The following is a 26,024-nucleotide window of genomic DNA, read 5'->3' on the forward strand; positions in this document are numbered from 1 at the left end:
CGCGACAGGCGGGCAGGTAACGTTAATATTTTTTACCGCGAGGCCGTCCGGGAATTTCTTGACCGCCACGTCCGTCAGTCGGGTTGATCCACTTCAGGCATTCAGCAGCCCGGAGCCGGGCGGGCAGTAATGGCGAATAGGCTCGCTTAAAGAAATGGGTAGCCACTGTTTTCCCGATGAAAGGCACGGCTGTTCGAAGCTAAACAGAAATTTCACATACCACAGGCGCGCTTGCCGGTTGACGATCGGGCCTAAACAGATCCATTAACAAGAGGACAGGAACAATGCCATTGACTCATGGTGTACAACATGTTGGTTTAGCCGTATCAAATCTTGAAGAGAGCGCAGCGTTCTTCACTGATTTACTGGGCTGGCAGGAAGTCAAACGACGCGACGATTACCCGGCCATCTTCGTGAAAGACGGTGCTGTGATGCTCACACTCTGGAAAACGCAAACAGAAGAACCCATTCAGTTCAATCGTAAAAACAATGTCGGACTCCATCACCTGGCTTTGCAGGTGGAGACTAAAGAGGGCCTTTACCAGATCCTTGAAGTGTTGAAGGCAAATCAGGTTGAAATTGAATTTGAGCCCACCCTGCTCCGCGAGGGGCCGTCTATGCACATGATGTGCTACGAACCGAGCGGCATACGGGTTGAATTCTATTACCCGGGTTAACTAGCTTCTGATGCCCTGTGCCAGGGACATTACCGTGATGCTATATCAGGGTAATGTCCCTGGCGGCTGTTGCCTGTGCGATTGCCGTCCTGTTAGCCGGATTGCTCACCGCAGGACGGGGGGCCGGGCTGCTCCTCTGCATGAGCCATACATTTAGAATGATGTGGCATGGGATCCGTGGGGCATTTGACAGGCTTTTTACGCCTACAGTGAAGGCAATTTTCTCGCTTCAGGTGCCAGTGATTATTTCGCTTCGTCGAAGCGGGTTCTGGCCTTACAGCAACGGTAAACGATCCCAGGAGGTGCCCCATGCAGCAGACACGCAGTGTCTTTCATGACGGTGAACGTGCAGTACAGGCACGTGCCGAAGTGCCAGAGGAATGGCTTAAGCAGGTGGAAGGTTTTGTACGCACCGAGATGCCTCTGCAACATCGCAACTTCTTTGAAAATCTCCAGATGCTGATTCTGGGACTGCTCGATTCAGACGGCCGGCCGTGGTGCGTTCCGGCCCTCGGGTCACCAGGTTTTCTGGTTTCCCCCACACCGGACACACTAGAGATCCACCGGAACCCCGTTCTTTCACGTGAACTCGACCTGGATCTGTCCCCCGGCGCCAGCGTTGGTGCGCTCGGGATTGACCTGTTAAGCAGACGCCGCAATCGAGTGAATGGCCGGATACAGCATGCCTCAGCAGGTGTAATGACCATCGGGGTCGATCAGAGCTTCGGAAACTGTCCGCAGTATATTCAGGCTCGGCAGCTGCCTCTTGGCAAGGACGAGCCGGGAGCTGTGAGTCGCCGGCGCGGCAGCCTGACCGATCCGGAAGTTCGTCGGATTATTGAGGCCGCTGACACTTTCTTTATCGCCTCCCGTGCGGCTGGTTCACTGGATGGTGGAAGCGCCGGTGTCGATGCCTCGCACCGGGGCGGGCGTCCGGGATTTCTCGGTATCAACGGGGACGGCACGCTCTCCTTTCCCGATTTCTCCGGCAATCGCTTTTTCAACACGCTGGGCAACATCGAGAGCGACGGCCGGGTCGGCCTGTTCGTTCCGGATTTTGAAACTGGTGAGGCAGTGGTGCTCACGGGGCGCGGTTCCGTCGACTGGGACCCCGACCGTATCGGGTCGTTTGAGGGTGCCGAGCGCATCGTAGACGTGGTACCGGAAGAAATCTGGCATGCCAGTGCCGTGGTGCCGGTTATCGGGCCCGAATCCGAGCCGTGGCCCGGACTTGTTGCCACGGGCACCTGGAACGATGCGCGTCTGACTGCACTCAAAACGGGTGGCTACAGGCGCTTCCGGGTAGCGTCGAAGATTAAAGAGAGCGATAACATCACCTCTTTCTACCTTACACCTGCAGATGGTGGTTCGGTTGAAATGCATCAGGCGGGACAGTTCCTGCCGGTACGGCTTCGAAGCAATGGTGAGGTAATTCAGCGTAGTTACACAATTTCGCAGGGACCAAACGGGCAGAACTATCGCCTCTCGGTCAAGCGGGAAGAATACGGGGTGGCGTCCCGGCTGCTGCACGACCATTGTGAAGCCGGGGACGTCATCGAGGTAGGGTCACCTGCGGGCAGCTTCGTGCTGGATGACAGTACCCAGCCGATCGTCATGCTTTCCGGGGGCGTGGGTATAACACCCATGATGGCCATGCTTGATGCGCAGATACTGGCCCTTGAAAAAGGGGCATCCCGTCGCATGGTTTACTTCGTTCATGCGACACAGAACAGCGCCAGTCAGGCGTTTCGTCGCGAGCTCAGGGCCATGGCCCAAAGATACGACTGGCTTCGCCTCTTCACGGCATACAGTGCTCCCAGCCCGGAGGACAAACTGGGGGATACACACGACACTGAGGTGCGGCTCAGTGTGGATGCTCTCAGCAGGCTGCTACCCTTTGGCGGCTATCAGTTTTACTTGTGCGGGCCGGAAAGTTTCATGCGATCGCTTTATGCGGGATTACGGGAAATTGGCGTGGCCCCTTCACATATCCACCATGAGTTCTTCGGTGCCGGCGAACTCGGTGACCCCGGGGAGGTATTCCCGGCTGCAGTACTCCCTGAGAGTGCACAAATCACTTTTACCTCATCGGAAGTCAACGCCGAATGGACGAGTCAGAGCGGGACTCTTCTGGACGTTGCTGAGGCTGCGGGTCTCAGGCCCAGCTACAACTGCCGCTCAGGCAAATGTGGCTCGTGCGCCGCCCGGCTGGTTTCCGGAAGCGTGCACTATCCACGCCAGCCGGCGATCGCTCCCGCCGACGGCGAGGTGCTGGTTTGCTGTGCTGTTCCTGCGGAAGGGCACGTAGAAATAGAACTGTGAACGGTTCCGGTTTTTCGGGGACGGGTTTTGAGCGAGTCGGGCAGCCCCGCCTGACTCGCTCAGGCGGTGGCAGTCTTCCTCTGTCCGTTTTGTGTGGTATCTGCACAGGACGCGGGCCGGCCTGCTCGTTGCCAGTAGTCGGCCACGTTTTTTCACACCCTGAACCAAAAGCGACAGCACGCCGGCGGCCGGATTTGACCCAACAGGCTCTGTAATCCGGCGGCTTTGCATCCCCTCAGACGGCCAGCGACCTCGCGCGCAATTCATCATTAAGGATCCGATCGTTCTCGCCGTAGTCGACCGGGCAGTCGATTACGTGAACGCCTGGGGTCTTAATGCAGCGTTCCAGCAGGGGGAGCAAGGCTCCGGCGCTTTCAACACGGTAACCACTGGCGCCGTACGCTTCTGCATATTTCACAAAGTCCGGGTTGCCGTAGCCCACACCAAATTCGGTGTACCCCATTCTGGTTTGCTTGCAGCGGATCATGCCATAACCGTCGTCACGCAGTATGACGACGGTTATGTGCATGCCTAACCGCAGGGCGGTTTCAAGCTCCTGGCTGTTCATCATGAAGCCGCCATCGCCACACACGGCAATCACCGGCCGATCCGGATAAACCAGATGCGCGGCCATTGCTGACGGCAGGCCAGCTCCCATGGTCGCCAGGGCATTGTCGAGCAGAACTGTATTCGGTTTGTGCGCCTTGTAGTTGCGGGCAAACCAGATCTTATAAATACCGTTGTCCAGTGCCACGATGCCTTCAGACGGCATTGCACGACGAATGTCCGCCACCAGACGTTGTGGGTACACCGGATAGCGGTCATCATCTGCGCCTTCGGCAATCTGCGCCTCATTAGCCTCCCGAATCGCCAGAAGGCGGGTGAAATCCCACTGTACAGTGTTGTTCAATCCATCGCCGATCCTCCACACAGCATCAGCGATATCACCGGTCACTTCGAGCTGCGGAAAATACAGGGCATCGGCTTCGGCGGACCGGTAGTCGATATGAATGACTTCGGTACTGCCGCGAACCATCAGAAACGGTGGTTTCTCGCTCAGGTCATGACCGACATTGACGATCAGGTCAGCAGATTCGAAGGCCCGGTGGACAAAGTCACCGGTGGACAGTGCAGCGTTCCCCACGAAGCGCGGGTGACGCTCGTCCACGACCCCCTTGCCGAGTTGCGTGGTAACGAACGGGATGCCGGTTTTATCGATCAGCTTCTTCAGGGCCCTTGCAGGCATTTTGCGGCTGGCCCCCGCACCGATCACCAAGATTGGGCTGCGGGCCTTCCGCAGCTTCGCTACGGCCGCGTCAATAGCGGAATGTTCAGCCAGTGGCCAGCGGTTGAGGCTGCGCGGGATTGGTATGCTGTCGGTCTGCTCGGAGGCAATGTCCTCCGGCAGCTCCAGGTGAACGGCACCCGGTTTTTCTTCTTCAGCCAGGCGGAATGCTTCACGCATGCGTGAAGGGATATTGTCTGCCGAAGCAAACTGGTGAGTGTATTTGGTGATGGGGGCCATCATGCCGCATACGTCGATAATCTGAAAGCGACTCTGCCTGGATTTTTTGATCGGTTTCTGACCGGTGATCATAAGCATCGGCATGCCACCCAGATACGCGTAAGCGCCCGCAGTAGCCAAGTTGGTGGCGCCAGGGCCAAGAGTGGACAAGCTCACTCCTGCCCTGCCGGTCAGGCGGCCGTAGGTGGCCGCCATGAAACCGGCGGACTGCTCATGACGGGTCAGCACCAGCCTGATCTGCGACTTACGAAGAGATTCCAGCAAGCTGAGGTTTTCCTCACCGGGAATGCCGAACACATACTCAACGCCTTCGCTTTCCAGGCACCGCACAACAATATCGGAGGCCTTAGCCATCTTGTTTAACCTCGGAGTCAGTTGTCAGGAACGACATTCAGGCTGCATCGCGCCAGTCTGCCGATATCTTTTCTCGTGTATCGGGCATAACCTGTAACATGGGTTTTATGTAGAACAGTCTGTCTACACCTTAGATCAAGAGTAGAACGATCGTTCTACCTAGTCAATATTTTTACTGAACCATGAGAATGGAAAAAGCCACTACGGGGCTGCTTCGTCCGCCCGAGGCTGACTCTATAAATCACCCTGCAGTGCATGTAAAATCGTTGGCGATTCGGGGCCTCAGAAAGTGATCGACAAAACACTTGAAAAGCATCCCTTTCCTCTTTGTTGCTGTAACAGTCTCATTTAGTCTTGAATTTTGGTTTTTCAGCACAAATGCGCATGTTGCAATAAAAAACGTTATTAATTACGTTTAGTGCACTTCTTTATATCTTTCGCTCCGGCGATCCGATTTCTAGCTGAAACGGAAGTCCAACAGCTTCAAAGGGTTTGTCAGCGTGGTTGACGGGCGCTGAACGTGATAAAAGGTGCAGTTAGGTGAACTGAAAAGATTGAACGGCATGACTAGAGACGGCTTACCTATGGGAATAGGGTGTACTCCCACGTTATATGCAGTTTTCCTTTTATTTTGTTTAATCGAACAACTGAGCCATAACAAAAATCATTTCCTAACAGGTAAAATGTTTGTTCTGTACCCATATTTTTATTTGTTTCACTGCTACCATTAGGCTTTAAAAAAATGCAAAGGAACCTTTTTATGACTGATACCGCAGCAAATGAGATTGCACCGCACTTACCCTTAATCTTTGAAAATGAAGCTAATGGGATTCTTCAGGATCTGGTCGGTACTCCAGCCCTGATGGGGATTATGATGTTTGCTAACGAGGAAGAAATACTAGCCGCTCGAAGTTATATCATTGGTGTATTTGAAGAGTGTTATCGTGTCGGACATTTACGCATCATGGGAGCCACTGATGAAGGAAGCTTATTTGGTTACTCCTTGATATTTGGGCATCCATCGGCAAATTATTCGTTGTATTGCCATAAAATTCATGTTTTTGAGCAATATCGTGGAAATGGAATTGGCAGCCAGATGCTCGCCGGAATTCTTGCGCTTCCAAATGAAGTAGGTTTGATTTGCTCGTCTGATCTAGTTCCTTTTTACGAATCTGCCGGTATGCACTTTAAAGGAAATTTCACTACGCCAACAGACGCTGGTTTCACGAAAACTCGCGGAATGTATGAAGGTCTTTGCATAATGAGCACTTATAACAGTGGTGAGGCTAATGGCCTGCCCATCTTCATGCTTAATGATAGCGACATTGATAATATCATACAGGCCATAGCATCAGCCAAAAAATGAGCCTTATCCCCGTAAATGGCCGGGGATTTGAGCGTGGCCTTTTTGCTGAAAGTAATTCATTGATTTATTATAAAATAACCTCACTTTTAAGTTATCGAATTGTGATAGTGAAGTCTGTTCAGTAAACAGACTTAAGTCGTACATGTTAAATGGAACTGAAAAAACCATAATGAATCCGTCACTTCTGACCCCTTTCCGAGAATCCCGCTGTCCGGACTGGATATGCCCAGTCTGTGGCGGGAATACGCTGGCCATCAAAGAAGGAAGCTTTTGTGTCGGTCAGACTGCAGAATCCAGTAAAGTCTGGGTTACACCCGAATCGGGTCTGCCTGATATGGAATTTGTGTTCGTCTGTCTGTTGTTCTGTGAGCGGACCCGCTGTCCGGCACTTGTGGCAGTGACCGGAACTGGCTTTCTTCCTGATAGCGACCGGGTTCGCACTGCTGAAAAGGATATTACCGGGAATATTATTTACCGGGCGGCCAGTTTTATACCTGCGTTGCCGGCATTTGCTATTCCTGCGGAGTGTCCTGAAGAGGTCGCTCTGCCACTAAGACAGTCTTTTTCGCTGTTTATCAGCGCACCAGGCTCAGCAGCAACAGCATTACGAATTACCCTGGAAGCACTGATGGATGCACTTAAGATCTCGGGTACAACATTACACAAACGGCTCGAAAAGTTGCGGAATGAAGCTGAATATGCAGAACACATGGATGCCCTGATGGCGCTCAAATGGCTGGGTAATGCCGGCAGTCACGAATTGGACCGGGTGAGCAGCAAGGACATTGAAGATGCATACCAGATTATTGAGTCCGTGCTTGATAAAATTTATGTAGGATCTAAAGAGTCACTGGCAGTGTTGATCGCGCGCATGACCCGTATGTTTGGTCCCCAACAATAGCCAGGCCATCGTACCGCGGTAGCGTACTCAGCCTTAAAAAGGATATCTGAATGCACTTTTATGTAGATGAAACAGGCCAGACTGGCCGAAACCTTTTTGACAAAACCCAGCCAGTTCTATCCTACGGAGTGCTGTCGTCTGATGCTAATCTGGATAAGGTTGCTGAAGCGGATCTTGCCGTATTACGCAAAACGCTTGGCGTGGAGCGCCTGCACGCTGCGGAACTGGGCTTGCACCGCCTTTCTGACCTTGTGGATACGCTGCTGGTTCTGCAGAAAAAGCACCGGATACGGTTTGACATCTGGCAGGTAGTAAAGCGCGATCATGCCATTATTTCGTTCTTCGACCAGGTATTCGATCAGGGAATGAATCCAGCCGTTCCCTGGTCTGCATACTGGACCCCCCTGCGCTACCCCCTACTGCTGAATCTGTCGAATCTGTTTGATGATGAGCTGGCTGAAAAAGCGTGGCGTGCCCGTCTTGAGGCACATGATGAACGTTCTTCCTCCTTATTCAGTGAGGTTTGTGGTGAGCTGCTTCAGCGCGTTCACATTCTGAGTGATGCCCGTTCAGTTGAACTCATTACCGATGCTCTGTCCTGGGCGATGGTCAACTTCGATGAGCTTGGGTACAACTGCAAAACCAACAAGGAAAAGCTGCAGATCATGCCCAACATGATCGGTTTTCAGTCCGTTTTGCACGGGATCTGCTCCCGTCTGGGGGCACCAAACCGGAAAGCAGATATCATTGTTGATCAGCAGTCGCAGTTCAACACCACTCAGCGGGAGTTGAACGAGTTTTACTACCAGATCCGCGAACAGCCGTGGGCTCTGGGGCCGGGTTTACCCGTCATGGATATGAAGAACATGCCAGCAAAACCGCTTGTCTTCCAGTCGGGAACGATGAGTGCCGGGCTGGAGCTAGTTGATATTTATCTCTGGATCTTCAAACGGTACATGGAGCAGAAGGAGCTGACTAGGCCCCTTTCCCGCCTTATCTACACCAATCTTAAAACGGCGAGAACTGACAGTGTTTCTCTGCAGTCTGTCGCGAAACGGTTTAAGGAATTTTTTGAAAAACTCCCTGAACCAACTGCAGAAATGATGGAAAAAGCGAATGAACTCAGGGCCGTGGAAGAAACGCGCCGTCTTGCCCATCGTGTACAAAGTCTGTCGCAATCCTGATCAGAAAGGTTAAACGCATATGAAGGCAGAAAATGCCCGTCAGGTTCAGGTGCTGATAGCACTCGAGAAATTTAACCCTGAAACACTGTGCTCGGGCGAGAGCTGGATGGCACCTTCAGCCAGTGAAGTCAGCGTGGTCAGGGCGCAGATCCCCCTGACCGACGTGCAGCTGGCGAACCGACTGGATGTGGACGAACGCACCATCCGCAAATGGAAATCCGGCGAGACCAGTATGGTGTTCACCACCTGGTGCTGCCTGTGCTGGCTGGCCGGGCTGGGAATGCTGCTGGATGAACCGGCTTAGCCAGTTCTGACACGTTTCCAGATACGTCGGAGAGTGAATCGTCTCTGGTATCGGCAGCGGGAACGGATGATATGAGGGAGACGGTCATAGTTTTTCCAGAATAATGTCCAGCCCTGATACCCCTTGACCACTAAAAGGATGAAGCAGCCGGTTTTGAAGATGCCATATGCGATGGCGGTGAAAATGAGAAATACAGTCATACGATGTTCCTTATGTAAAACTGTATTTAGGAAATCCGAAGCGGCCTTTAAGGCCGGCTGATGAAAAAGAACTGAAAAAAGTTTCCCTTCCCTCTTTGTTGCTCTATCAAGCTCAGTAATCCGTAAATTTTGCCCCTTAGTCAATAATCCCCTAATCACAACAACTCACTATTTTTTGCTTAAACTGCAACAATCCTTCTCTTCCATTCCTGAGATCCGATTTCTGATTATTCCGGATCTCTTGTGGTAACCGATTTGGAGAAATTAACGAGGCTTTAGCTGGTAAGAAATTTATTCAATAGGGGGAACCGTCTCTGTGACATCAGTTTTGGCATCATCTGTCATCTACACCGAAATGGTGAAAACATCTGATAGGCCGCATTCGTATTTTGAGAATCATGACCTATGTGATCACGCATAGGTGCTTGTAAAGGCTCGTGCTAACTATTAGGTTATGGTCTGTACTGACGGGTTGCGTAACCGCAGAGTTCCATTTCTGATAGATACTTTAAAAGGAGATCACAGTGAAGCGATTCCCGAATGGCTCAGACTGGCGTAAATGGGATCTGCACGTGCATACCCCTCAGTCATCACTTGAAAATCAGTACGGGAATGACTGGGATGCTTATCTTTCTGCAATTGAAGCATTTGGCGACGAGATCGCTGTCATTGGCGCGACCGATTACTGCACCATTACAGGGTATGAGAGGTTGCTCGCATATCGTGCTCAGGGACGGATAGCCAATATTGAGGCCGTTTTTCCTAATATAGAATTTCGCATCACGCCAGAGACGCAGAAAGATAAAGGTGTGAATATTCATCTAATTATTAATCCGGAAGATGTTGGTCACATTGACAAAATTAAACATGCCCTGGGCCGGCTTCATTTTCGTTACGACGAGCAGAATTACTCCTGCAGCGATCAGCAACTAACTGAGCTGGGGATTGCGGTGGCAGGGCTGTCCTCTCCCGAAAGAAATCTGCGTGACGGCATTAATCAGTTCAAGCCCTCTTTTGACACCTTTGAGGACTGGCTTAGGGGGGAAACCTGGCTGCGGGACAATGCAATCATCATCGCATCTAACAGCTCAGGGGACGGAATCTCAGGGCTACGTGACAACGGTCTTCTTGCTGTCCGGCAGAACATTTACCGCCTGGTGGATGCGATTTTTTCAGGTAACCCGCAGGATTGTGAGTATTTTCAGGGCCGTGGCAGCGACAGCAGGGCTGAGGTCATCCGTAAATACGGCAAGCTACTCCCCTGTTTTCACGGCTCGGATGCACATGGGCTGACAAAAATTTTCCGTCCCGATCAAGACCGTTTTTGCTGGATTAAAGCCGATCCTACTTTTGCGGGATTAAAACAGGTGCTTTACGATCACACACGCGTCAGGATCCAGAAAACTTCCCCCCATACAAAAACACCATATCAGTATATTAAACACGTCCGCTTCACTGACCGCAGTGGTCAAGCACTCTTTTCAGACCAGCCTGTCCATTTCAGTCCCGACCTGAATGCGATCATCGGCGGGAAGTCTTCAGGAAAATCTCTGCTGCTTTACCACATGGCGTGTGCTATCAACGCCAGTGAGGTAAGCGAGAAAATGAAAATTTCAGGACAGGCAGTCTATGACGACCTTAACAGTCTCGATGTTGATGTCACGTGGGGAAACGGGGAAGTAAGTTCACTGCATGATGACGAGACCCGGCCTGTAACCTATATTCCGCAGTTGTATATTAATCATCTTGCTGAACGCAGCGGGCAGCTCCAGCTTAATCAACTGGTCGAGGAGATCCTTTATCAGAATAATAGTTTCAAAGTTTTCGCCGTGGAAAATGCGGCACAAAGGGAAGCGTCTATACGGGCCATAAAAACCAGAATTGATTATCTTACCGAGTTGCGCAAAAAATATAGCGAATGCGGTAAGGAAATGGAGAAATATGGCACGGAAAAGGCGGTAAGCGATGAAATCCGTCGGCAGGAAGAGAGGATAGCCCAACTAAGGAAGCAGGCATCGTTTACGCCGGACGAAGAAAAACAGTATTTAGCGCTAAGACAGCGCACGGACAGCCTTCACTCCCGTCGGCGCGCGATAGATGATCTCACCGGTGCCAGTAGCAGCCTGAAAGAAAGCCTTGAGCGATATGCCGGTAGCTCAATACAAAGCCTTACCGATCAACTCAGGCTGGACTCTCCGCTGCCTGATAATTCCTCATTTCTGGAGAAAAGCCTCCGTCAGTTGGAGGCCAGCCTTGCAGCAGCCGTCAATGACTTCATTTGTCTTCACGAGGCCCGTTTTGACAGCATCCCTGCCAAGCTAAGGCGGATAGACACCGAAAATGCAGCCAGACAGGAAACGCTGCTTCCTTTGTCGGTAAAAATTACCGATCAGGAAACGCTCAAAGCGGCCACGGCTGCGCTGGAGAAGGAAAACGAAAAGCTTAGACAGCTACAGCAGTTGTCTGAACGACGAAAGTCCATTTTACAGGAAGGCAATGAAACTAAAAGTCAGCTCCATACAGAGTATGCGCGCCTGACTAGCCTTTACCAGGCTTACGTGAACGAGCTCAGCAAGCCTGAATATCACCCAGAAGGCGAAATTAGCGTGACCGCTCGCATATCCTTCAATGCTGAGAAGTTTGATCGCTTCACTGGCTGCTTTGATCGAAGAGGAAACATAAACCTTCTGCTCGGCGACCTAACTAGCCCAAAAGGCGGCTACGCATTTTCCGCCGACCGACATGCGGACACGATAGCTAGCATCTATGAACGGTACCGAAACGGGGGCATAGCACCTGCTCTTCGTAAGGGTATTGAGGATTCTGATATTTTGAATTACCTCTATGATGATTGCTACTTGATTGATTTTTCTGTGCGTTACCGGGGAGATGATATTGTGCAGATGTCGCCGGGCAAGCGGGGTCTTGTACTGCTCAACCTGATCCTGCACCTGAGCAATTCACGGCACCCTATCCTTATTGATCAACCTGAAGACAATCTCGATAACCGGACAATTTATTCCCAGCTCAATGATTTCGTGAGGCAGCGAAAGGCAGACCGGCAGATCATCATGGTGACGCACAATGCTAACCTCGTTGTTGGAACAGATGCCGAATGCGTGATTGTTTCTAATCAGAGTGGCCAACGTTCGGGCATTGAGAACAGTGAGTTCCGGTTTGAATATTATACTGGCTCACTAGAATGCTCGTTCACCTCGCAGGACGATTCTGGTCGTCTGCACACCCGGGGCATCAGGGAGCACGTTTGCGAAATTCTGGAAGGAGGGATCCAAGCCTTTAAGGAAAGGGAGCGCAAGTATGGCTTGTAGACTGAAACGGCGCATTTAAGTAATCAGTTACCGGAGAGATAACCAGAGTAGTTGGTTCCGGCAAGCCGGACAGATAATGACGACCTCATTATCTGTAAGCCCGGATCTCGCAAGCCCGCGAGATCCGGGTCATGACAACTAGCGTGAATGGACCGGAATGGTTGATGCATAGGCTCGGAATGGGGCATCAACATTATTGACGAGCGCTTCGGCCACTTCCGTAAGTGTCTGGGTGGCTCCGATTCGTACGTCCTCTACGGTATAGCAGTGCAGAGAACAGGATTCTTCTCGGAAACGGAAGCCCGTTGACAGGAATTAAAACTGGCCAACAAATGGTACGCCGAACCCAGGGTCAGGTGTCAGAATGTGACTATTACAGTTCGGCAGTTCAAACTGATCGAACGCACCTGTAGGCAGGGCTCGCGTGTTCTTGATGCGCGTGTGAGCAGCACCTGGCTAAGTCCCTGCTGCCCGCTTTCATCCTGAAACACCGCGACACGGCTGTAAAGCCCAACCGCATGAGCTTCACTGAGTCCGTCGGCTGGCTAATACCCCATCACAGCACGCAGCTGGTTAATTTACTGATAGAAATCCTGTCGACTATACGAGGCTCCCCAGAAGCGTCCGATACTGGCCCAGAAGGCCTCGATCGTCTGTTCATCACGGCTTGCGGCTTCACTGAACAGGGCAAAGTAAAGCGCAGCGCCACCGTAGAACTGCTGGCCCCACGGCAACACCTGGCTGCACCGCATGCCGAGGTACTGTGCATTGCGCAGCAGAATACGGGTCAGGTCATCTTCCGTCCTGATACCAAGCAGATCTCGGTAGGCCGCCTCAAACTGCGGTGCCGGGGGAGCACAGTTCCGGGCCGGCAGAAGATGGCTAGCGTTATACTGGGCAATATCCTGATCCAGGGACGCTACAAGCGGGCTCTTGAGACAGAAGACGTGGATGATACTACCCATGCTGGCTCTGACCATCTCACGCAGCAGTGCGGACTGGTTAATATCACGCGCCTTTGCCACTTCTTTCAGTGCGAGGCCTTGGTCGGTCGGAATGCCCTTGAGCGAGACCGACACCGTGCTCAGGGATGCCGTTTGTTCAGATGAGTCTTGAACATCCATAATGAATACCTCTTTGACGTTTTAAGTAAAATAACAAAAAAGATCTTAACGCAGCGATTATCCCACCACGTCAGGATAAGGATGCTTTGAACCTGTTGTATTACCATTGCAAGTTTTTTATTACCTTAATTTTCTTTCTCTCGTTCAGATCCGATTTCTGGTGGTTCTGGATCTTCCGGAACCGCACCGGCGCTCAGCGGCGCAGAAACACAACATGTGTTACTCCGGCAGCTACTTTATCATCCATATATTGTGTTTATTCCGTGCCCCTTGACCAGCCCCCATACACCGCAAAACAGCGATATGATTATTTCCTTACCGTGGTACACTTCCGGAAAGTCGCGATATCGCAAAAAGTCGACTCACATCGAAACGGCCATCCGGTAATTTAACGGCATGGTTATATGGCTGCTTATTATCATCCTGAAAATGATGACTGCGTCGGAAAATCATCCGCGTGACAGACACAGGGTTGTGCTCAGCTGAGCATGCTGCGTGTCATAATTACTCTTGTTGACTATTTGAATCGAGATGCAAATGGGTATTGACCAGGTAATTCGAAATTTAATTAGTAGGGACATTGACCGTGTCTGGGTCAACGAGGCCGCGAATAGCTACGGCAAAGAAATGGTTCAGTTACTGGACGCGCAGGGAAATGAGCTGGCATGGCGCTGGTTCACCGATGGATATGCCGGATGGCAGGACCCTCTTTCAACGATCGGTAATCATTCGTTTCTGCCAACTGATGCAAGCGACTACGATCTTTCACAGGGTTTTAGTCATGCAATCATAACGCTCGGGATGGAGGATCGTGCGAATTATTCAAAAATGCCCCCACGACCAGACTGGTGTCGCTAACCCCAGACAAGTATATGACTGGCGGGATTTAACATCGGAAACAAAAAATTAAAGAGAAATTTCGATGTGGAGCACTTCCATGAGGAAGCGCTCTACTGGTAATTTTCCCTTTTCCTTAAAAGAACAATTCCGTCATTAATGATTATTATTAATAGGTAAGTATTAGTTTCGACTTTCCAAGTTGACTTAGATAATCCGCATACCACTGCATCATATCTCTTCTACCTTCCAGATATTGAGCATGGTTATACGTCCCGCGAATTGAGTTCTTATCGACGTGGGCCAGTTGTAGCTCAATCCATGCCGAGTTAAATCCCTTCTCATGCAAGATAGTACTCATCGTGTGACGAAATCCATGCCCTGTAACACGTCCTGCATAACCGATACGCCTGACCAACACAGTCAACGCCATATCACTCATTGGTTTCTTAGGATCATTACGCCCTGGAAACAATAACGCTCCTACACCCGTCATGGGTTTAAGCTGATTGAGCAGGTCAATTGCCTGGCTTGATAATGGAACCAGATGAGGCCGTCGCATTTTCATGCGTTCCGCTGGTATATTCCAAACCTTCCGCTCAAAATCAAACTCCTGCCACTCCGCTTGCCTCAACTCCCCAGGCCTAACTCCTGTTAAAATGAGCAATTGCATCGCAACCTTAACGAGCACACTACCGGCATAAGTATTCAGAGTCCGAAGAAACTCTGGCAATTCATCTTGAGTTAAAAAAGCATAGTGCTCTTTCTCATGAGGAATCACAGCGCTGGCTAGATCTGGTGCAGGATTGTACTCAGCCCTGCCAGTCACAACGGCATACTTCCAGACCTCACCACAACGTTGGCGAACCTTGCGGACCTTTTCAGTTGCCCCTCGCGCTTCAATTTTTGAAAGAACAGCAAGCAACTCCATCGGTTTGATATCTTTGATTGGTCGGTGGCCGATATAAGGAAATACATCCTTTTCAAAGGTTCTCAGCATCTCTTCACGGTAAGAGACAGACCAGCGGTCATAGCGACGCTGGTACCACTCACGCGTGATAGCCTCAAACGAGTTTTCTGCGTCTTGTAGACGACTAAGTTTCTCAATTTTCCGTTCAAGAGAAGGATCGTTGCCAGCCGCTAATGTCCTTTTTGCATCCTCACGCTTACTTCTGGCTTCAGCTAAAGAAACATCGGGGTAAACGCCAATAGCTAGCAGCTTCTCTTTACCTAGTGAACGGTATTTGAGACGCCAGTATCTTTTACCGTTGGGATTAACCAGAAGGTAAAGACCACCACCATCAGCGAGTTTGTAGGGCTTCTCTTTGGGTTTTGCAGTTTCAACCTGACGAGCAGTCAGCTTCATTGGGGGTACCTCTCAGCAGGGGTACAATTATACCCCCATCCATACCCCCACATTGAGCTTGACCCTGGGGGAGTACAATTGAGTTCAATAGACTAATAGAATGCTATAACTGCTGAATTATCAAGGGAAAATTGAGTTTGGTAGACTTCTGGAGACTTGAGTTTGGAGCGGGCGAAGGGAATCGAACCCTCGTATAGAGCTTGGGAAGCTCTCGTTCTACCATTGAACTACGCCCGCTTTGAGGTGCGTATGGCATTATAGACCTTACGCACCTTCATACAAGCCTCTTAACAACTAACCGGCGATAAAATAATCACTTAGCACTTCGGTTTGCTGCCGGGCGCAGGCAGATAACGCTGCGGGTCGATGGCCGTCGCCTTATAGCGAATCTGGAAGTGCAGCTTCACCGCGTCCGTGCCGGTGCTGCCCATGGTGGCAATCTTCTGCCCGGCTTTGACGTTCTGCCCGTTGTTGACCAGCATCGTGTCGTTGTGCGCATAGGCCGTGATGTAGTCTTCGCCATGCTTAATCATGATCAGGTTACCGTAGCCGCGCAGCTGGTTACCCACGTACACCACCTTCCCTGCCCCGGAGGCATAAACCGGCGTACCGCGCGCAGCGGCGATATCAATACCCTTGTTGCCACCTTCAGAAAGTGAGTAAGGGGCGACCACTTTACCGCTGGCAGGCCAAATCCAGCAGCGCTGTCCAACCGGCGGCCATGACGATTGCGGCACCTGATAGGACGGCGTCACTTTGGCGGTTTTGCCTTTCGAAGAGGATTTTTTGCCCGAGGACGATCCGCCGCTAACCTTCAGCTGCTGCCCCACCTCGATGGTGTAGGGCGGAGAGAGATTATTCAGCCGCGCCAGATCCTTCACGCTGGTTCCCGTTGCGCGCGAAATCCGGTACAACGTATCCCCGCGCTTAACGGTATAGACCGAACCGGAATAGCTGCCCATATCCGAAGATTTGCTCCCTGAGCAGCCCGCCAGCAATAGCGTCAGCGTCAGGCAAAAAATGGCGGTGATGGGGTTTCTCATCAGGCTTCCTGCAAACAAAACAGATCCTCGGTCAGCGTGAATGGCGCACTATGATAACAGCCAAAACGAATATGGGTCATGCCCTTTTCCGCTCTACACGCCAAACCGTTCGTATAAGAATGCAGTATAATGATCCGGCTGATGGTGCTGAACCACTCGGCATTTTGGCACTGGAGCATCAATGAGTATTCAAGAACACGTTATTTTGGTAAACGACCAGGGAATGGTGATTGGCACTCAGGAAAAATATGCCGCGCACACCTTACATACCCCGCTGCATCTGGCTTTCTCTTCCTGGCTTTTTAACGCAAACGGCGAATGTCTGATCACCCGGCGCGCCTTAACCAAAAAAGCCTGGCCCGGCGTCTGGACCAACTCCGTCTGCGGCCACCCGCAGTCCGGCGAAGAGACGATACAGGCGATAATCCGCCGCTGCCGCTTTGAAGTGGGCGCTGAGCTGACCGATATCACCGCCGTCGCCCCTGAATTTCGCTATCGGGAAACCGACCCGTCGGGGATTGTGGAAAACGAAATTTGCCCGGTATTCGCGGCCCGCATCACCAATGACGTGACGATAAACGAAGATGAAGTGATGGACTATCAGTGGGTTGAGCTGGACGCGTTATTCCGCGCGCTGGACGCGACGCCCTGGGCCTTTAGCCCGTGGATGGTCATGGAAGCGATAACCGCCCGCGAAAAACTCAAAGCCTTCGCGGCGCAATAAAAAAGCCCCTTTCGGGGCTTTTTTTACATCTTAACGCCTTATTTCACCGGGCGCATCGCCGGGAACAGGATCACGTCGCGGATGGTGTGGCTGTTGGTGAACAGCATGACCATACGGTCGATACCAATCCCCAGGCCCGCCGTTGGCGGCAGACCGTGCTCCAGCGCGGTCACGTAGTCTTCGTCGAAGAACATCGCTTCGTCGTCGCCTGCCGCTTTCGCGTCAACCTGATCCTGGAAGCGCTGAGCCTGGTCTTCCGCATCGTTCAGCTCGCTAAAGCCGTTGCCGATTTCACGGCCGCCGATGAAGAATTCGAAGCGATCGGTGATTTCCGGGTTCTCGTCATTACGACGCGCCAGCGGAGAGACTTCAGCCGGGTATTCGGTGATGAAGGTCGGCTGAATCAGGTGCGCTTCGGCCACTTCTTCGAAGATCTCAGTCACGATACGGCCCAGACCCCAGCTCTTCTCAACCTTGATACCGATGCTTTCGGCGATCGCTTTCGCAGAGTCGAAGTTATCCAGATCCGCCATGTTAGTTTCCGGACGGTATTTCTTGATCGCTTCGCGCATGGTCAGTTTTTCGAACGGCTTGCCGAAGTCGAAGACCTCTTCACCGTAAGGCACTTCGGTGGTGCCCAGAATGTCCTGCGCCAGGGTGCGGAACAGGGATTCGGTCAGCTCGATCAGATCTTTGTAATCCGCATACGCCATATAGAGTTCCATCATGGTGAACTCTGGGTTATGACGAACGGAAATACCTTCGTTACGGAAGTTACGGTTGATTTCGAACACGCGGTCGAAACCACCGACCACCAGACGCTTCAGGTACAGTTCCGGCGCGATACGCAGGTACATGTCCAGGTCCAGGGCGTTGTGATGGGTGATGAACGGACGCGCAGACGCGCCGCCCGGGATCACCTGCATCATTGGGGTTTCCACTTCCATAAAGTCGCGGTTGACCATGAACTGGCGGATACCGGCCATGATCTGGGAGCGAATTTTGAAGGTCTTGCGGGAGTCATCGTTAGAGATGAGATCCAGGTAGCGCTGACGATAGCGCGCTTCCTGATCCTGCAGGCCGTGGAATTTGTCCGGCAGCGGGCGCAGGGCTTTGGTCAGCAGACGCAGCTCGGTGCAGTGGATAGACAGTTCACCGGTTTTGGTTTTGAACAGTTTACCTTTCGCGCCCAGGATATCGCCCAGGTCCCACTTTTTGAACTGCTCGTTGTAGATGCCTTCCGGCAGGTCGTCACGGGAAACGTACAGCTGAATACGGCCGCCAACGTCCTGCAAGGTCACGAAGGAGGCTTTACCCATGATACGACGGGTCATCATGCGGCCTGCTACGGCCACTTCAACGTTCAGCGCTTCCAGCTCTTCGTTCTCTTTAGCGTCGAAGTCAGCGTGCAGTTGGTCTGAGGTATGGTCACGACGAAAATCGTTCGGGAACGGCACGCCCTGCTCGCGCAGCGCTGCCAGCTTCTCGCGGCGGGTTTTCAGTTCGTTGTTAAGATCGACTACCGCGTCAGCGCCCTGTGCTTGTTGTTCAGACATGTTGGTTCCTCATAACCCTGCTTTCAAACTTGCTTCGATAAATTGGTCCAGGCTGCCGTCCAGCACCGCCTGCGTGTTGCGGGTTTCAACCCCGGTACGCAGGTCTTTGATGCGGGAGTCATCAAGGACGTAAGAACGGATCTGGCTGCCCCAACCGATGTCGGACTTGTTGTCTTCCATCGCCTGTTTCTCAGCATTTTTCTTCTGCATCTCCAGCTCATAAAGCTTCGCTTTCATCTGCTTCATGGCCTGGTCTTTGTTCTTATGCTGGGAACGGTCGTTCTGGCACTGTGTTACCAGCCCGGTTGGAATGTGGGTAATACGCACCGCTGATTCCGTACGGTTAACGTGCTGACCACCCGCGCCGGATGCGCGATAAACGTCGATACGCAGGTCCGCCGGGTTAATTTCGATATCAATATCTTCATCAACTTCTGGATAAACAAACGCGGAGCTGAAGGAGGTATGACGACGGCCACCGGAGTCGAACGGGCTCTTACGCACCAGGCGGTGAACGCCGGTTTCGGTACGCAGCCAGCCGTAGGCGTAATCGCCAATGATCTTGATGGTGACGGATTTCAGACCCGCGACTTCACCTTCAGACTCTTCGATAATTTCGGTTTTGAAGCCGCGCGCTTCTGCCCAACGCAGGTACATACGCGTCAGCATGCTGGCCCAGTCCTGTGCTTCGGTGCCGCCAGAACCCGCCTGAATATCAAGATAGCAGTCAGCGCTGTCGTATTCGCCGGAGAACATACGGCGGAATTCCAGCTGCGCCAGCTTCTCTTCCAGCACGTCGAGTTCTGCCACGGCTTCGTTAAAGGTTTCTTCGTCGTCGGCTTCGACGGCCAGCTCCAGCAAACCGGAAACATCTTCCAGCCCCTGAGCCATTTGATCCAGCGTATCTACGATAGCTTCGAGAGAGGAACGCTCTTTACCCAGCGCCTGTGCGCGTTCAGGTTCGTTCCAGACGTCCGGCTGTTCCAGCTCGGCGTTTACTTCTTCAAGACGCTCTTTCTTGGCATCGTAGTCAAAGATACCCCCTAAGAACGTCAGAGCGCTCCGTGAGGTCCTGAATACGGTTTTTTACCGGATTAATTTCAAACATGGTCTGTTTTCTTTTATGGACTTGTCAAAATGCGGTGATAAGAGCGGGATTGTACCGAATCCACGCCCTTTTTTATAGAGATTACTGCCGCTAAATTGGCCAGATATTGTCGATGATGATCTGAAGGGTGCGGTTACCGCGAAACTCGTTGATGTCCAGTTTGTACGCCAGCTCAACCTCGCGCACGCCGTTGTCCGGCCATACCGCCGTGTCAACGTTGAAGGCGATGCCGTCCAGCAGCGGACCACCGCCCACGGGCTCGACCATCACTTTCAGATGACGTTCGCCGACAATACGCTGCTGCAGCAGGCGGAAACGCCCGTCGAACAGCGGTTCCGGGAACATCTGCCCCCACGGACCGGCATCGCGGAGCATTTGCGCCACGTCCATCGTCATCTCAAGCGGTGAAAGCTCGCCATCGGACACCACTTCCCCCTGCAGCAGGGCCGGATCAATCCAGTCGGTGACCAGTTCACCAAACAGCCGCTGAAACTCGTCGAACTTCGCCTCTTCCAGCGACAGGCCCGCCGCCATCGCATGGCCGCCAAACTTGATCATCAGACCCGGATACAGCGTATCGAGACGCTCCAGCGCATCGCGCATGTGCAAACCCTGAATCGAACGGCCTGAGCCTTTCAGCGTGCCGTCGCCTGCGGGGGCGAACGCGATCACCGGGCGGTGGAAACGCTCTTTAATGCGCGACGCCAGAATGCCGACCACGCCCTGGTGCCACTCAGGATGGTACATCGCCAGGCCGCCCGGCAGCGTATCGCCGCTGCGCTCAAGCTTTTCGCACAGGGTCAGCGCTTCGGCCTGCATCCCCTGCTCAATCTCTTTGCGTGTCTGGTTCAGCGCGTCCAGCTCGTTGGCCAGCACGCGCGCTTCACCGATGTTGTCGCACAGCAGCAGCGCCACGCCGACGGACATATCGTCCAGCCTTCCGGCTGCGTTAAGACGCGGCCCGAGAGCAAAGCCCAGGTCGCTGGCCGCCAGCTTGAGCGGATCGCGGTTGGCAATCTCCAGCAGCGCCTTGATCCCCGGACGGCACTTGCCCGCCCGAATGCGGCTTAGGCCCTGCCAGGTCAAAATGCGGTTATTGGTATCGAGCGGTACCACGTCCGCGACGGTGCCCAGCGCCACCAGATCGAGATATTCGGCCAGGTTCGGTACGGCAATACCGCGAGAGTCGAACCAGCCCTTATCGCGCAGCAGGGTCCGTAACGCCAGCATCAGATAAAACGCTACGCCCACGCCTGCGAGGGATTTCGACGGGAAATCGCAGTCGCGCAGGTTGGGGTTAATAATCGCTTCCGCATCCGGCAGCGTTTCGCCCGGCAGGTGGTGATCGGTGACCAGCACCGGGATCCCCAACGCGTGAGCATGATCGACGCCCGCATGGGAGGAGATCCCGTTATCGACGGTCATGATCATCTGTGCACCACGGGCGTGGGCCTGATCGACCACTTCCGGGCTGAGGCCATAGCCGTCTTCAAAACGGTTCGGTACCAGATACGTGACGTTATCGCAGCCCAGCGCGCGCAGGCTGAGCACGCTCAGCGCGGTGCTGGTTGCGCCGTCGGCGTCGAAATCGCCCACCACCACAATCCGCGTTCCCTCTCGAAGCGCGTTGTAGAGCATTTCGGTGGCTTTTTCGATACCGCTCAGCTGCTGCCAGGGCAGCATCCCTTTCACGCTGCGTTCAAGATCCTCAGCGCGACGCACGCCGCGGCTGGCGTAGAGACGCTTAAGCAGCGCCGGGAGATCGTCCGGTAAATCAACGGGTTCAACCGCCTCGCGGCGGCGCAATTTTATCGGGGCTTTCACGCGGATTATTTACCACCAAACTGTTTCTGGTGCGCGTCGAGGAACTCTTTCATCTCTTTTGGTCCCTGATAGCCTGGAACAACATAGCCGTTGCTCAGGACAATCGCTGGCGTACCGCTCACGCCAAACTGCACGCCGAGCGCATAGTGGTTAGCGATATCAATGTCGCAGGAGGCCGGCTTAACGTCTTTGCCGTTCATCGCGTCGTCAAACGCTTTGTTGCGGTCTTTCGCACACCAGATAGCCTTCATGTCCTGCTCTGGCTGGCTCTGCACGCCCGCGCGCGGGAAGGCCAGGTAACGCACGGTAATGCCCAGCGCGTTATAGTCTTTCATCTCTTCATGCAGCTTGTGGCAGTAGCCGCAGGTGATGTCGGTGAAAACGGTAATAACGTGTTTTTCCTGCGCCGCTTTATAGACGATCATCTCTTTTTCGAGCGCGTTCAGGTTTTTCATCAGCAGCTGGTTGGTGACATTCACAGGCTGCGCGCCGCTCACGTCGTACATTGGCCCCTGAATAATGTGTTTGCCATCTTCGGTGACGTACAGCACGCCGCTGTTGGTCAGTACCGTTTTCATGCCGGCAACCGGTGCAGGCTGAATATCGCTACCGGTGACGCCAAGCTTAGCCAGCGACTGTTTGATGGCGGCATCGTCCGCATGGGCGAAACCGGTAAATGATGCTGCCAGCAGGGTGAACAGCGCGAAAGACTTTTTCATATGTGATCCTGTTACAATTCGTCGGCACTCACGCACGAGGGTGGTGCTGTTGGTGTAGCTGCCGCAGGCGTTCCGTCGCGACATGGGTATAAATTTGCGTCGTGGAAAGATCGCTGTGGCCCAGCAGCATCTGCACCACGCGTAAATCAGCGCCGTGGTTTAACAGATGCGTCGCGAAGGCGTGACGCAATACGTGCGGCGAAAGCTTTTCACTGTCGATACCCGCCAGTGTGGCGTAATGCTTGATGCGATGCCAGAACGTTTGACGCGTCATCTGCTGGGCGCGCTGGCTCGGAAACAGGACGTCGATAGACGTACCATTGAGCAGCCACGGACGACCGTGCTCCAGGTACGTTTCCAGCCAGTAAACCGCCTCTTCACCCAGCGGAACCAGCCTTTCCTTGTTGCCTTTACCAATGACGCGCACCACGCCCTGACGCAGGCTGATGTCGCTCATCGTCAGGCCAACCAGTTCCGAAACGCGCAAGCCGGTAGCATACAATAGCTCAAGCATGGCTTTATCGCGTAACTCCAGCGGCAGGTCAACAGCCGGTGACTGTAATAATCTCTCAACTTGTGCTTCGCTGAGATCTTTTGGCAGCCGCTGCGGAAGCTTAGGGGAAGCCAGCAGCGCGCTGGGATCGTCTTCGCGAATCTTCTCACGGTAGAGATGCTGGAACAGCCGACGCATGGCGCTAAGCAAACGCGCGGAACTGGTGGCTTTGTAGCCCCCAGCGATACGTTCCCCCAGCAGCGCCTGCAGGTCGTCACGCTGCGCGCTCGCAAGGGATAACCCCCGGTGCGCAAGCCACTCCACCAGCATGGTGAGATCGCGACGGTAGGCGCTAAGGGTATTCTCCGCCAGATTTTTCTCCAGCCACAGCGCGTCGAGAAACTGTTCGATCAGTGCGAGATCCTTTTCCACATCAGCCCCTTTGATTCTGCAGTCAGGCCATTATGCCTGATTGCGACCGGTTTCTGGTACACTACGCGCATAGTCAAAGCAAGAATTGAGATAGTTACGCGATGAATATTGGTCTGTTCTATGGTTCCAGCACCTGCTACACCGAAATGGCGGCAGAGAAAATTCGCGACATCATTGGCCCGGAACTGGTGACGTTGCATAACCTGAAAGATGACGCGGTCGCGCTGATGGAACAGTACGATGTCCTTATCCTTGGCATCCCAACCTGGGATTTTGGTGAGATACAGGAAGACTGGGAAGCCATCTGGGATCAACTCGATTCGGTCAATCTCGACGGCAAAATCATTGCCATGTACGGCATGGGGGATCAACTGGGCTACGGGGAATGGTTCCTGGACGCGCTCGGCATGCTGCATGACAAGCTGGCGCCGAGAGGGGTGTCGTTTATCGGCTACTGGCCAACCGAAGGTTACGAGTTCACCAGTAAAAAACCGATTATTGCCGACGGCGAGCTGTTTGTTGGACTCGCGCTGGATGAAACCAACCAGTACGATCTCAGCGATGAGCGCCTGCAAAGCTGGTGCGAGCAGATTCTGGGCGAAATGGCTGAAAAGTTTAGCTAACGCGCATTACCCCTGCGTCGTCTGTTGCGACAGCATCCGGCGCAGGTCTCGCCACTCGGCAGCATCCATACTGTCAGCCGCCAGCCACAGATGCTGGCAACGCCCGCCGTCCACCTTGCGTAACCGTAACATCATGCCGCAGTTGAGCATCCAGGGCATACCGAGAATATCCCACTCTTTACCCTGCCAGCGCAGGCGGGAATCCATCAGTAATTTAATCTCTCCCTGACGGGCATTAATGCGACGCTGGCTGCGTACGCTGTCAAAAACGACAAACGACAGTAACAGCAGCCACAGCGGCGTATAGCTCAGCGGCCACGGCATCAGCAAAACAAAGGCCGCAACCAGGCCGTGGAGCAATAAAGACATCCACTGCGAGCGCCACGAGACGCGAAGATCAGATTGCCACAGGACCACGTTCCCGATTCCGTGTTTGAATTAATTGCACCATCCGTTGCAACTCGGTGTCGGCGGGTTTGCCGTGGTTCATCAGCCAGTTGAATAAATCCGGATCGTCAGACTCAAGCAGGCGAACAAACAGACGCTTATCATCATCGCTTAAGCTGTCATACTCATATTCGAAGAAAGGCATGATGGAAATATCAAGTTCACGCATGCCGCGACGGCACGCCCAGTGAATACGGGCCTTGTTGTTAATATCCATGTTCAGTTTCCTGCATTACGTTTGGCACAGTCGGTACCCCGTTCAGTGTTCTTTATTTCTCTACGGGGACACCAGCTAGTGTAACGTGTTTTTGACCGTTTCATTACTGGAATATTGCGATCGCCGAGCAGGCTTCCAGAATAATCCCTACAAAGACAGCGGATTACATTATTTTGCGTAGCGCTACGCATAACTGGTTTAGGGCACAAATGGTCTGTTGAAAGCGCTTGCATTGCCTGCAGGCTCTTTTACCATTAGGTATTATCAAAGCGTTAAGCAATTCAGGATATCGTTATGGCATTTACACCATTTTCTCCTCGCCAGCCCGCCGCCTCTGCGCGTCTGCCGCTGACGCTTATTTCTCTTGATGACTGGGCGCTGGCAACGCTCACCGGTGCCGACGCCGAAAAATATCTGCAGGGCCAGGTGACCGCCGACGTCAGCCAGATGACCGAACACCAGCACCTGCTGGCCGCGCATTGCGACCCAAAAGGCAAAATGTGGAGCAACCTGCGACTCTTCCGCCGTCAGGACGGTTTTGCTTTTATTGAGCGCCGCAGCCTGCAAGAGGCCCAGCTCAAAGAGCTGAAGAAGTACGCAGTCTTCTCCAAAGTCACTATCGCCCCGGACGACGAACATGTCCTGCTGGGAGTGGCCGGTTTCCAGGCGCGTGCGGCGCTGAAAAATCTCTTCAGCGAACTGCCGGATGCAGAAAAGCAGGTGGTCAGCGAAGGCGCGACCTCCATCCTGTGGTTTGAACACCCGGCGGAGCGTTTCCTGTTAGTCACGGATGCGGCAACGGCCGAACGCGTGACCGAAGCGTTGCGCGGCGAAGCGCAGCTCAACAACAGTCAGCAGTGGCTGGCGCTGAACATCGAAGCGGGTCTGCCGGTGATTGACGCCGCAAACAGCGCGCAGTTTATTCCTCAGGCAACGAACCTGCAGGCGCTGGGGGGTATCAGCTTTAAAAAGGGCTGTTATACCGGCCAGGAGATGGTGGCGCGTGCAAAATTCCGCGGGGCAAACAAACGAGCGCTCTGGACTCTGGCGGGCCATGCCAGCCGTGTACCTGAAGCGGGTGAAGACTTAGAGCTGAAGATGGGTGATAACTGGCGCCGCACCGGCACCGTGTTAGCCGCCGTACAGCTGGATGATGGACGTCTTTTGGTACAGGCCGTCATGAACAACGACATGGAAGCCGATAGCGTGTTCCGCGTGCGTGACGATGCGAACACGCTGAGCATTGAGCCGCTGCCATATTCGTTAGAAGAGTAATCGAATCCAGGTGTCCTCCCTCTCCCTGTGGGAGAGGGCCGGGGTGAGGGCAACCGCCAGCACGGTGGAAAAAA

General features: G+C 53.2%; 22 protein-coding genes and 1 tRNA gene. 11 read left to right on the forward strand and 12 right to left on the reverse strand.

Features of this window, described 5'->3' with window-relative positions; genetic code table 11:
- Positions 1-284 precede the first annotated feature (284 nt).
- Complete coding sequence (locus NWV12_RS18070; protein WP_032650478.1) at positions 285-677, forward strand: VOC family protein; 393 nt, start codon at positions 285-287, stop codon at positions 675-677.
- A 309-nt stretch (positions 678-986) separates the two neighbouring features.
- Entirely contained in the window at positions 987-2,999 is a 2,013-nt protein-coding gene (locus NWV12_RS18075; RefSeq protein ID WP_101744667.1) for a pyridoxamine 5'-phosphate oxidase family protein, read from the forward strand.
- 235 nt (positions 3,000-3,234) lie between these two features.
- Here NWV12_RS18075 and NWV12_RS18080 read toward each other — a convergent pair whose 3' ends face one another.
- On the reverse strand, positions 3,235-4,878 hold the full coding sequence (locus NWV12_RS18080; protein WP_101744668.1) for an acetolactate synthase large subunit: 1,644 nt from the start codon (positions 4,876-4,878) through the stop codon (positions 3,235-3,237).
- A 760-nt stretch (positions 4,879-5,638) separates the two neighbouring features.
- On the opposite strand from NWV12_RS18080, the gene NWV12_RS18085 reads away from it, so the two are divergent.
- The 5 genes from NWV12_RS18085 (at position 5,639) to NWV12_RS18105 (ending at position 12,162) form a co-directional block, all read left to right on the forward strand.
- On the forward strand, positions 5,639-6,244 hold the full coding sequence (locus NWV12_RS18085) for a GNAT family N-acetyltransferase (RefSeq protein ID WP_101744669.1): 606 nt from the start codon (positions 5,639-5,641) through the stop codon (positions 6,242-6,244).
- A 142-nt stretch (positions 6,245-6,386) separates the two neighbouring features.
- The gene (locus NWV12_RS18090; protein ID WP_233788478.1) at positions 6,387-7,145 is read left to right on the forward strand and encodes a DUF4145 domain-containing protein; all 759 of its coding nucleotides are present in this window, start codon (positions 6,387-6,389) and stop codon (positions 7,143-7,145) included.
- Positions 7,146-7,195: 50 nt separating this feature from the next.
- Entirely contained in the window at positions 7,196-8,329 is a 1,134-nt protein-coding gene (locus tag NWV12_RS18095) for a DUF3800 domain-containing protein (RefSeq protein ID WP_101744671.1), read from the forward strand.
- A gap of 19 nt (positions 8,330-8,348) precedes the next feature.
- Complete coding sequence (locus NWV12_RS18100; RefSeq protein ID WP_101744672.1) at positions 8,349-8,633, forward strand: korC; 285 nt, start codon at positions 8,349-8,351, stop codon at positions 8,631-8,633.
- A gap of 724 nt (positions 8,634-9,357) precedes the next feature.
- Positions 9,358-12,162, forward strand: coding sequence for a TrlF family AAA-like ATPase (locus NWV12_RS18105; protein ID WP_101744674.1), 2,805 nt, complete (start codon positions 9,358-9,360; stop codon positions 12,160-12,162).
- A gap of 578 nt (positions 12,163-12,740) precedes the next feature.
- On the opposite strand, the gene NWV12_RS18110 is transcribed toward NWV12_RS18105, so the two are convergent.
- Positions 12,741-13,286 (reverse strand): hypothetical protein, encoded by a 546-nt coding sequence (locus NWV12_RS18110; protein WP_233788479.1) that lies wholly within the window; start codon positions 13,284-13,286, stop codon positions 12,741-12,743.
- Between the two features lie 537 nt (positions 13,287-13,823).
- On the opposite strand from NWV12_RS18110, the gene NWV12_RS18115 reads away from it, so the two are divergent.
- Positions 13,824-14,144: a hypothetical protein gene (locus NWV12_RS18115; protein WP_101744675.1), complete on the forward strand. Its 321-nt coding sequence runs from the start codon at positions 13,824-13,826 to the stop codon at positions 14,142-14,144.
- Between the two features lie 148 nt (positions 14,145-14,292).
- Here the strand turns inward: NWV12_RS18115 and NWV12_RS18120 are convergent, their stop codons facing one another.
- From NWV12_RS18120 to actS, 3 genes are all read right to left on the reverse strand, one after another.
- Positions 14,293-15,489 (reverse strand): integrase arm-type DNA-binding domain-containing protein, encoded by a 1,197-nt coding sequence (locus NWV12_RS18120; protein WP_101744676.1) that lies wholly within the window; start codon positions 15,487-15,489, stop codon positions 14,293-14,295.
- Between the two features lie 163 nt (positions 15,490-15,652).
- Positions 15,653-15,726, reverse strand: a tRNA-Gly gene (locus tag NWV12_RS18125).
- Positions 15,727-15,806: 80 nt separating this feature from the next.
- Complete coding sequence (gene actS / locus NWV12_RS18130; protein WP_101744677.1) at positions 15,807-16,532, reverse strand: amidase activator ActS; 726 nt, start codon at positions 16,530-16,532, stop codon at positions 15,807-15,809.
- A gap of 181 nt (positions 16,533-16,713) precedes the next feature.
- Here actS and idi point away from each other — a divergent pair, with 181 nt between their 5' ends.
- The gene (gene idi, locus NWV12_RS18135; protein WP_048980553.1) at positions 16,714-17,256 is read left to right on the forward strand and encodes an isopentenyl-diphosphate Delta-isomerase; all 543 of its coding nucleotides are present in this window, start codon (positions 16,714-16,716) and stop codon (positions 17,254-17,256) included.
- 38 nt (positions 17,257-17,294) lie between these two features.
- On the opposite strand, the gene lysS is transcribed toward idi, so the two are convergent.
- From lysS to xerD, 5 genes are all read right to left on the reverse strand, one after another.
- Positions 17,295-18,812: a lysine--tRNA ligase gene (gene lysS, locus NWV12_RS18140; protein ID WP_048977204.1), complete on the reverse strand. Its 1,518-nt coding sequence runs from the start codon at positions 18,810-18,812 to the stop codon at positions 17,295-17,297.
- A gap of 9 nt (positions 18,813-18,821) precedes the next feature.
- Positions 18,822-19,920 (reverse strand): peptide chain release factor 2 gene (gene prfB / locus NWV12_RS18145; protein ID WP_096151315.1). Its coding sequence is split into 2 segments (ribosomal slippage): positions 18,822-19,844 and positions 19,846-19,920, totalling 1,098 coding nucleotides; the frame shifts between segments, so codons are not numbered across the junction.
- 90 nt (positions 19,921-20,010) lie between these two features.
- On the reverse strand, positions 20,011-21,744 hold the full coding sequence (recJ, locus tag NWV12_RS18150) for a single-stranded-DNA-specific exonuclease RecJ (protein WP_039262981.1): 1,734 nt from the start codon (positions 21,742-21,744) through the stop codon (positions 20,011-20,013).
- Positions 21,745-21,749: 5 nt separating this feature from the next.
- Complete coding sequence (gene dsbC, locus NWV12_RS18155) at positions 21,750-22,463, reverse strand: bifunctional protein-disulfide isomerase/oxidoreductase DsbC (RefSeq protein ID WP_047060452.1); 714 nt, start codon at positions 22,461-22,463, stop codon at positions 21,750-21,752.
- Between the two features lie 28 nt (positions 22,464-22,491).
- On the reverse strand, positions 22,492-23,388 hold the full coding sequence (xerD, locus tag NWV12_RS18160; RefSeq protein WP_023309098.1) for a site-specific tyrosine recombinase XerD: 897 nt from the start codon (positions 23,386-23,388) through the stop codon (positions 22,492-22,494).
- 101 nt (positions 23,389-23,489) lie between these two features.
- Between xerD and fldB the strand changes: the two genes are divergently transcribed.
- Positions 23,490-24,011, forward strand: a complete 522-nt coding sequence (gene fldB, locus NWV12_RS18165; RefSeq protein WP_039262979.1) for a flavodoxin FldB — start codon at positions 23,490-23,492, stop codon at positions 24,009-24,011.
- A gap of 6 nt (positions 24,012-24,017) precedes the next feature.
- Here the strand turns inward: fldB and NWV12_RS18170 are convergent, their stop codons facing one another.
- Positions 24,018-24,428 (reverse strand): protein YgfX, encoded by a 411-nt coding sequence (locus NWV12_RS18170; RefSeq protein ID WP_101744679.1) that lies wholly within the window; start codon positions 24,426-24,428, stop codon positions 24,018-24,020.
- Positions 24,409-24,675, reverse strand: coding sequence for an FAD assembly factor SdhE (sdhE, locus tag NWV12_RS18175; RefSeq protein ID WP_010435322.1), 267 nt, complete (start codon positions 24,673-24,675; stop codon positions 24,409-24,411). The genes NWV12_RS18170 and sdhE overlap by 20 nt, the downstream gene beginning before the upstream one ends.
- 294 nt (positions 24,676-24,969) lie before the next feature.
- Here sdhE and ygfZ point away from each other — a divergent pair, with 294 nt between their 5' ends.
- Positions 24,970-25,950, forward strand: coding sequence for a tRNA-modifying protein YgfZ (gene ygfZ, locus NWV12_RS18180; RefSeq protein WP_029739202.1), 981 nt, complete (start codon positions 24,970-24,972; stop codon positions 25,948-25,950).
- Positions 25,951-26,024: the final 74 nt, after the last annotated feature.

It is taken from the genome of Enterobacter sp. Crenshaw (assembly GCF_024734705.1).
Lineage (GTDB): Bacteria > Pseudomonadota > Gammaproteobacteria > Enterobacterales > Enterobacteriaceae > Enterobacter > Enterobacter asburiae_B.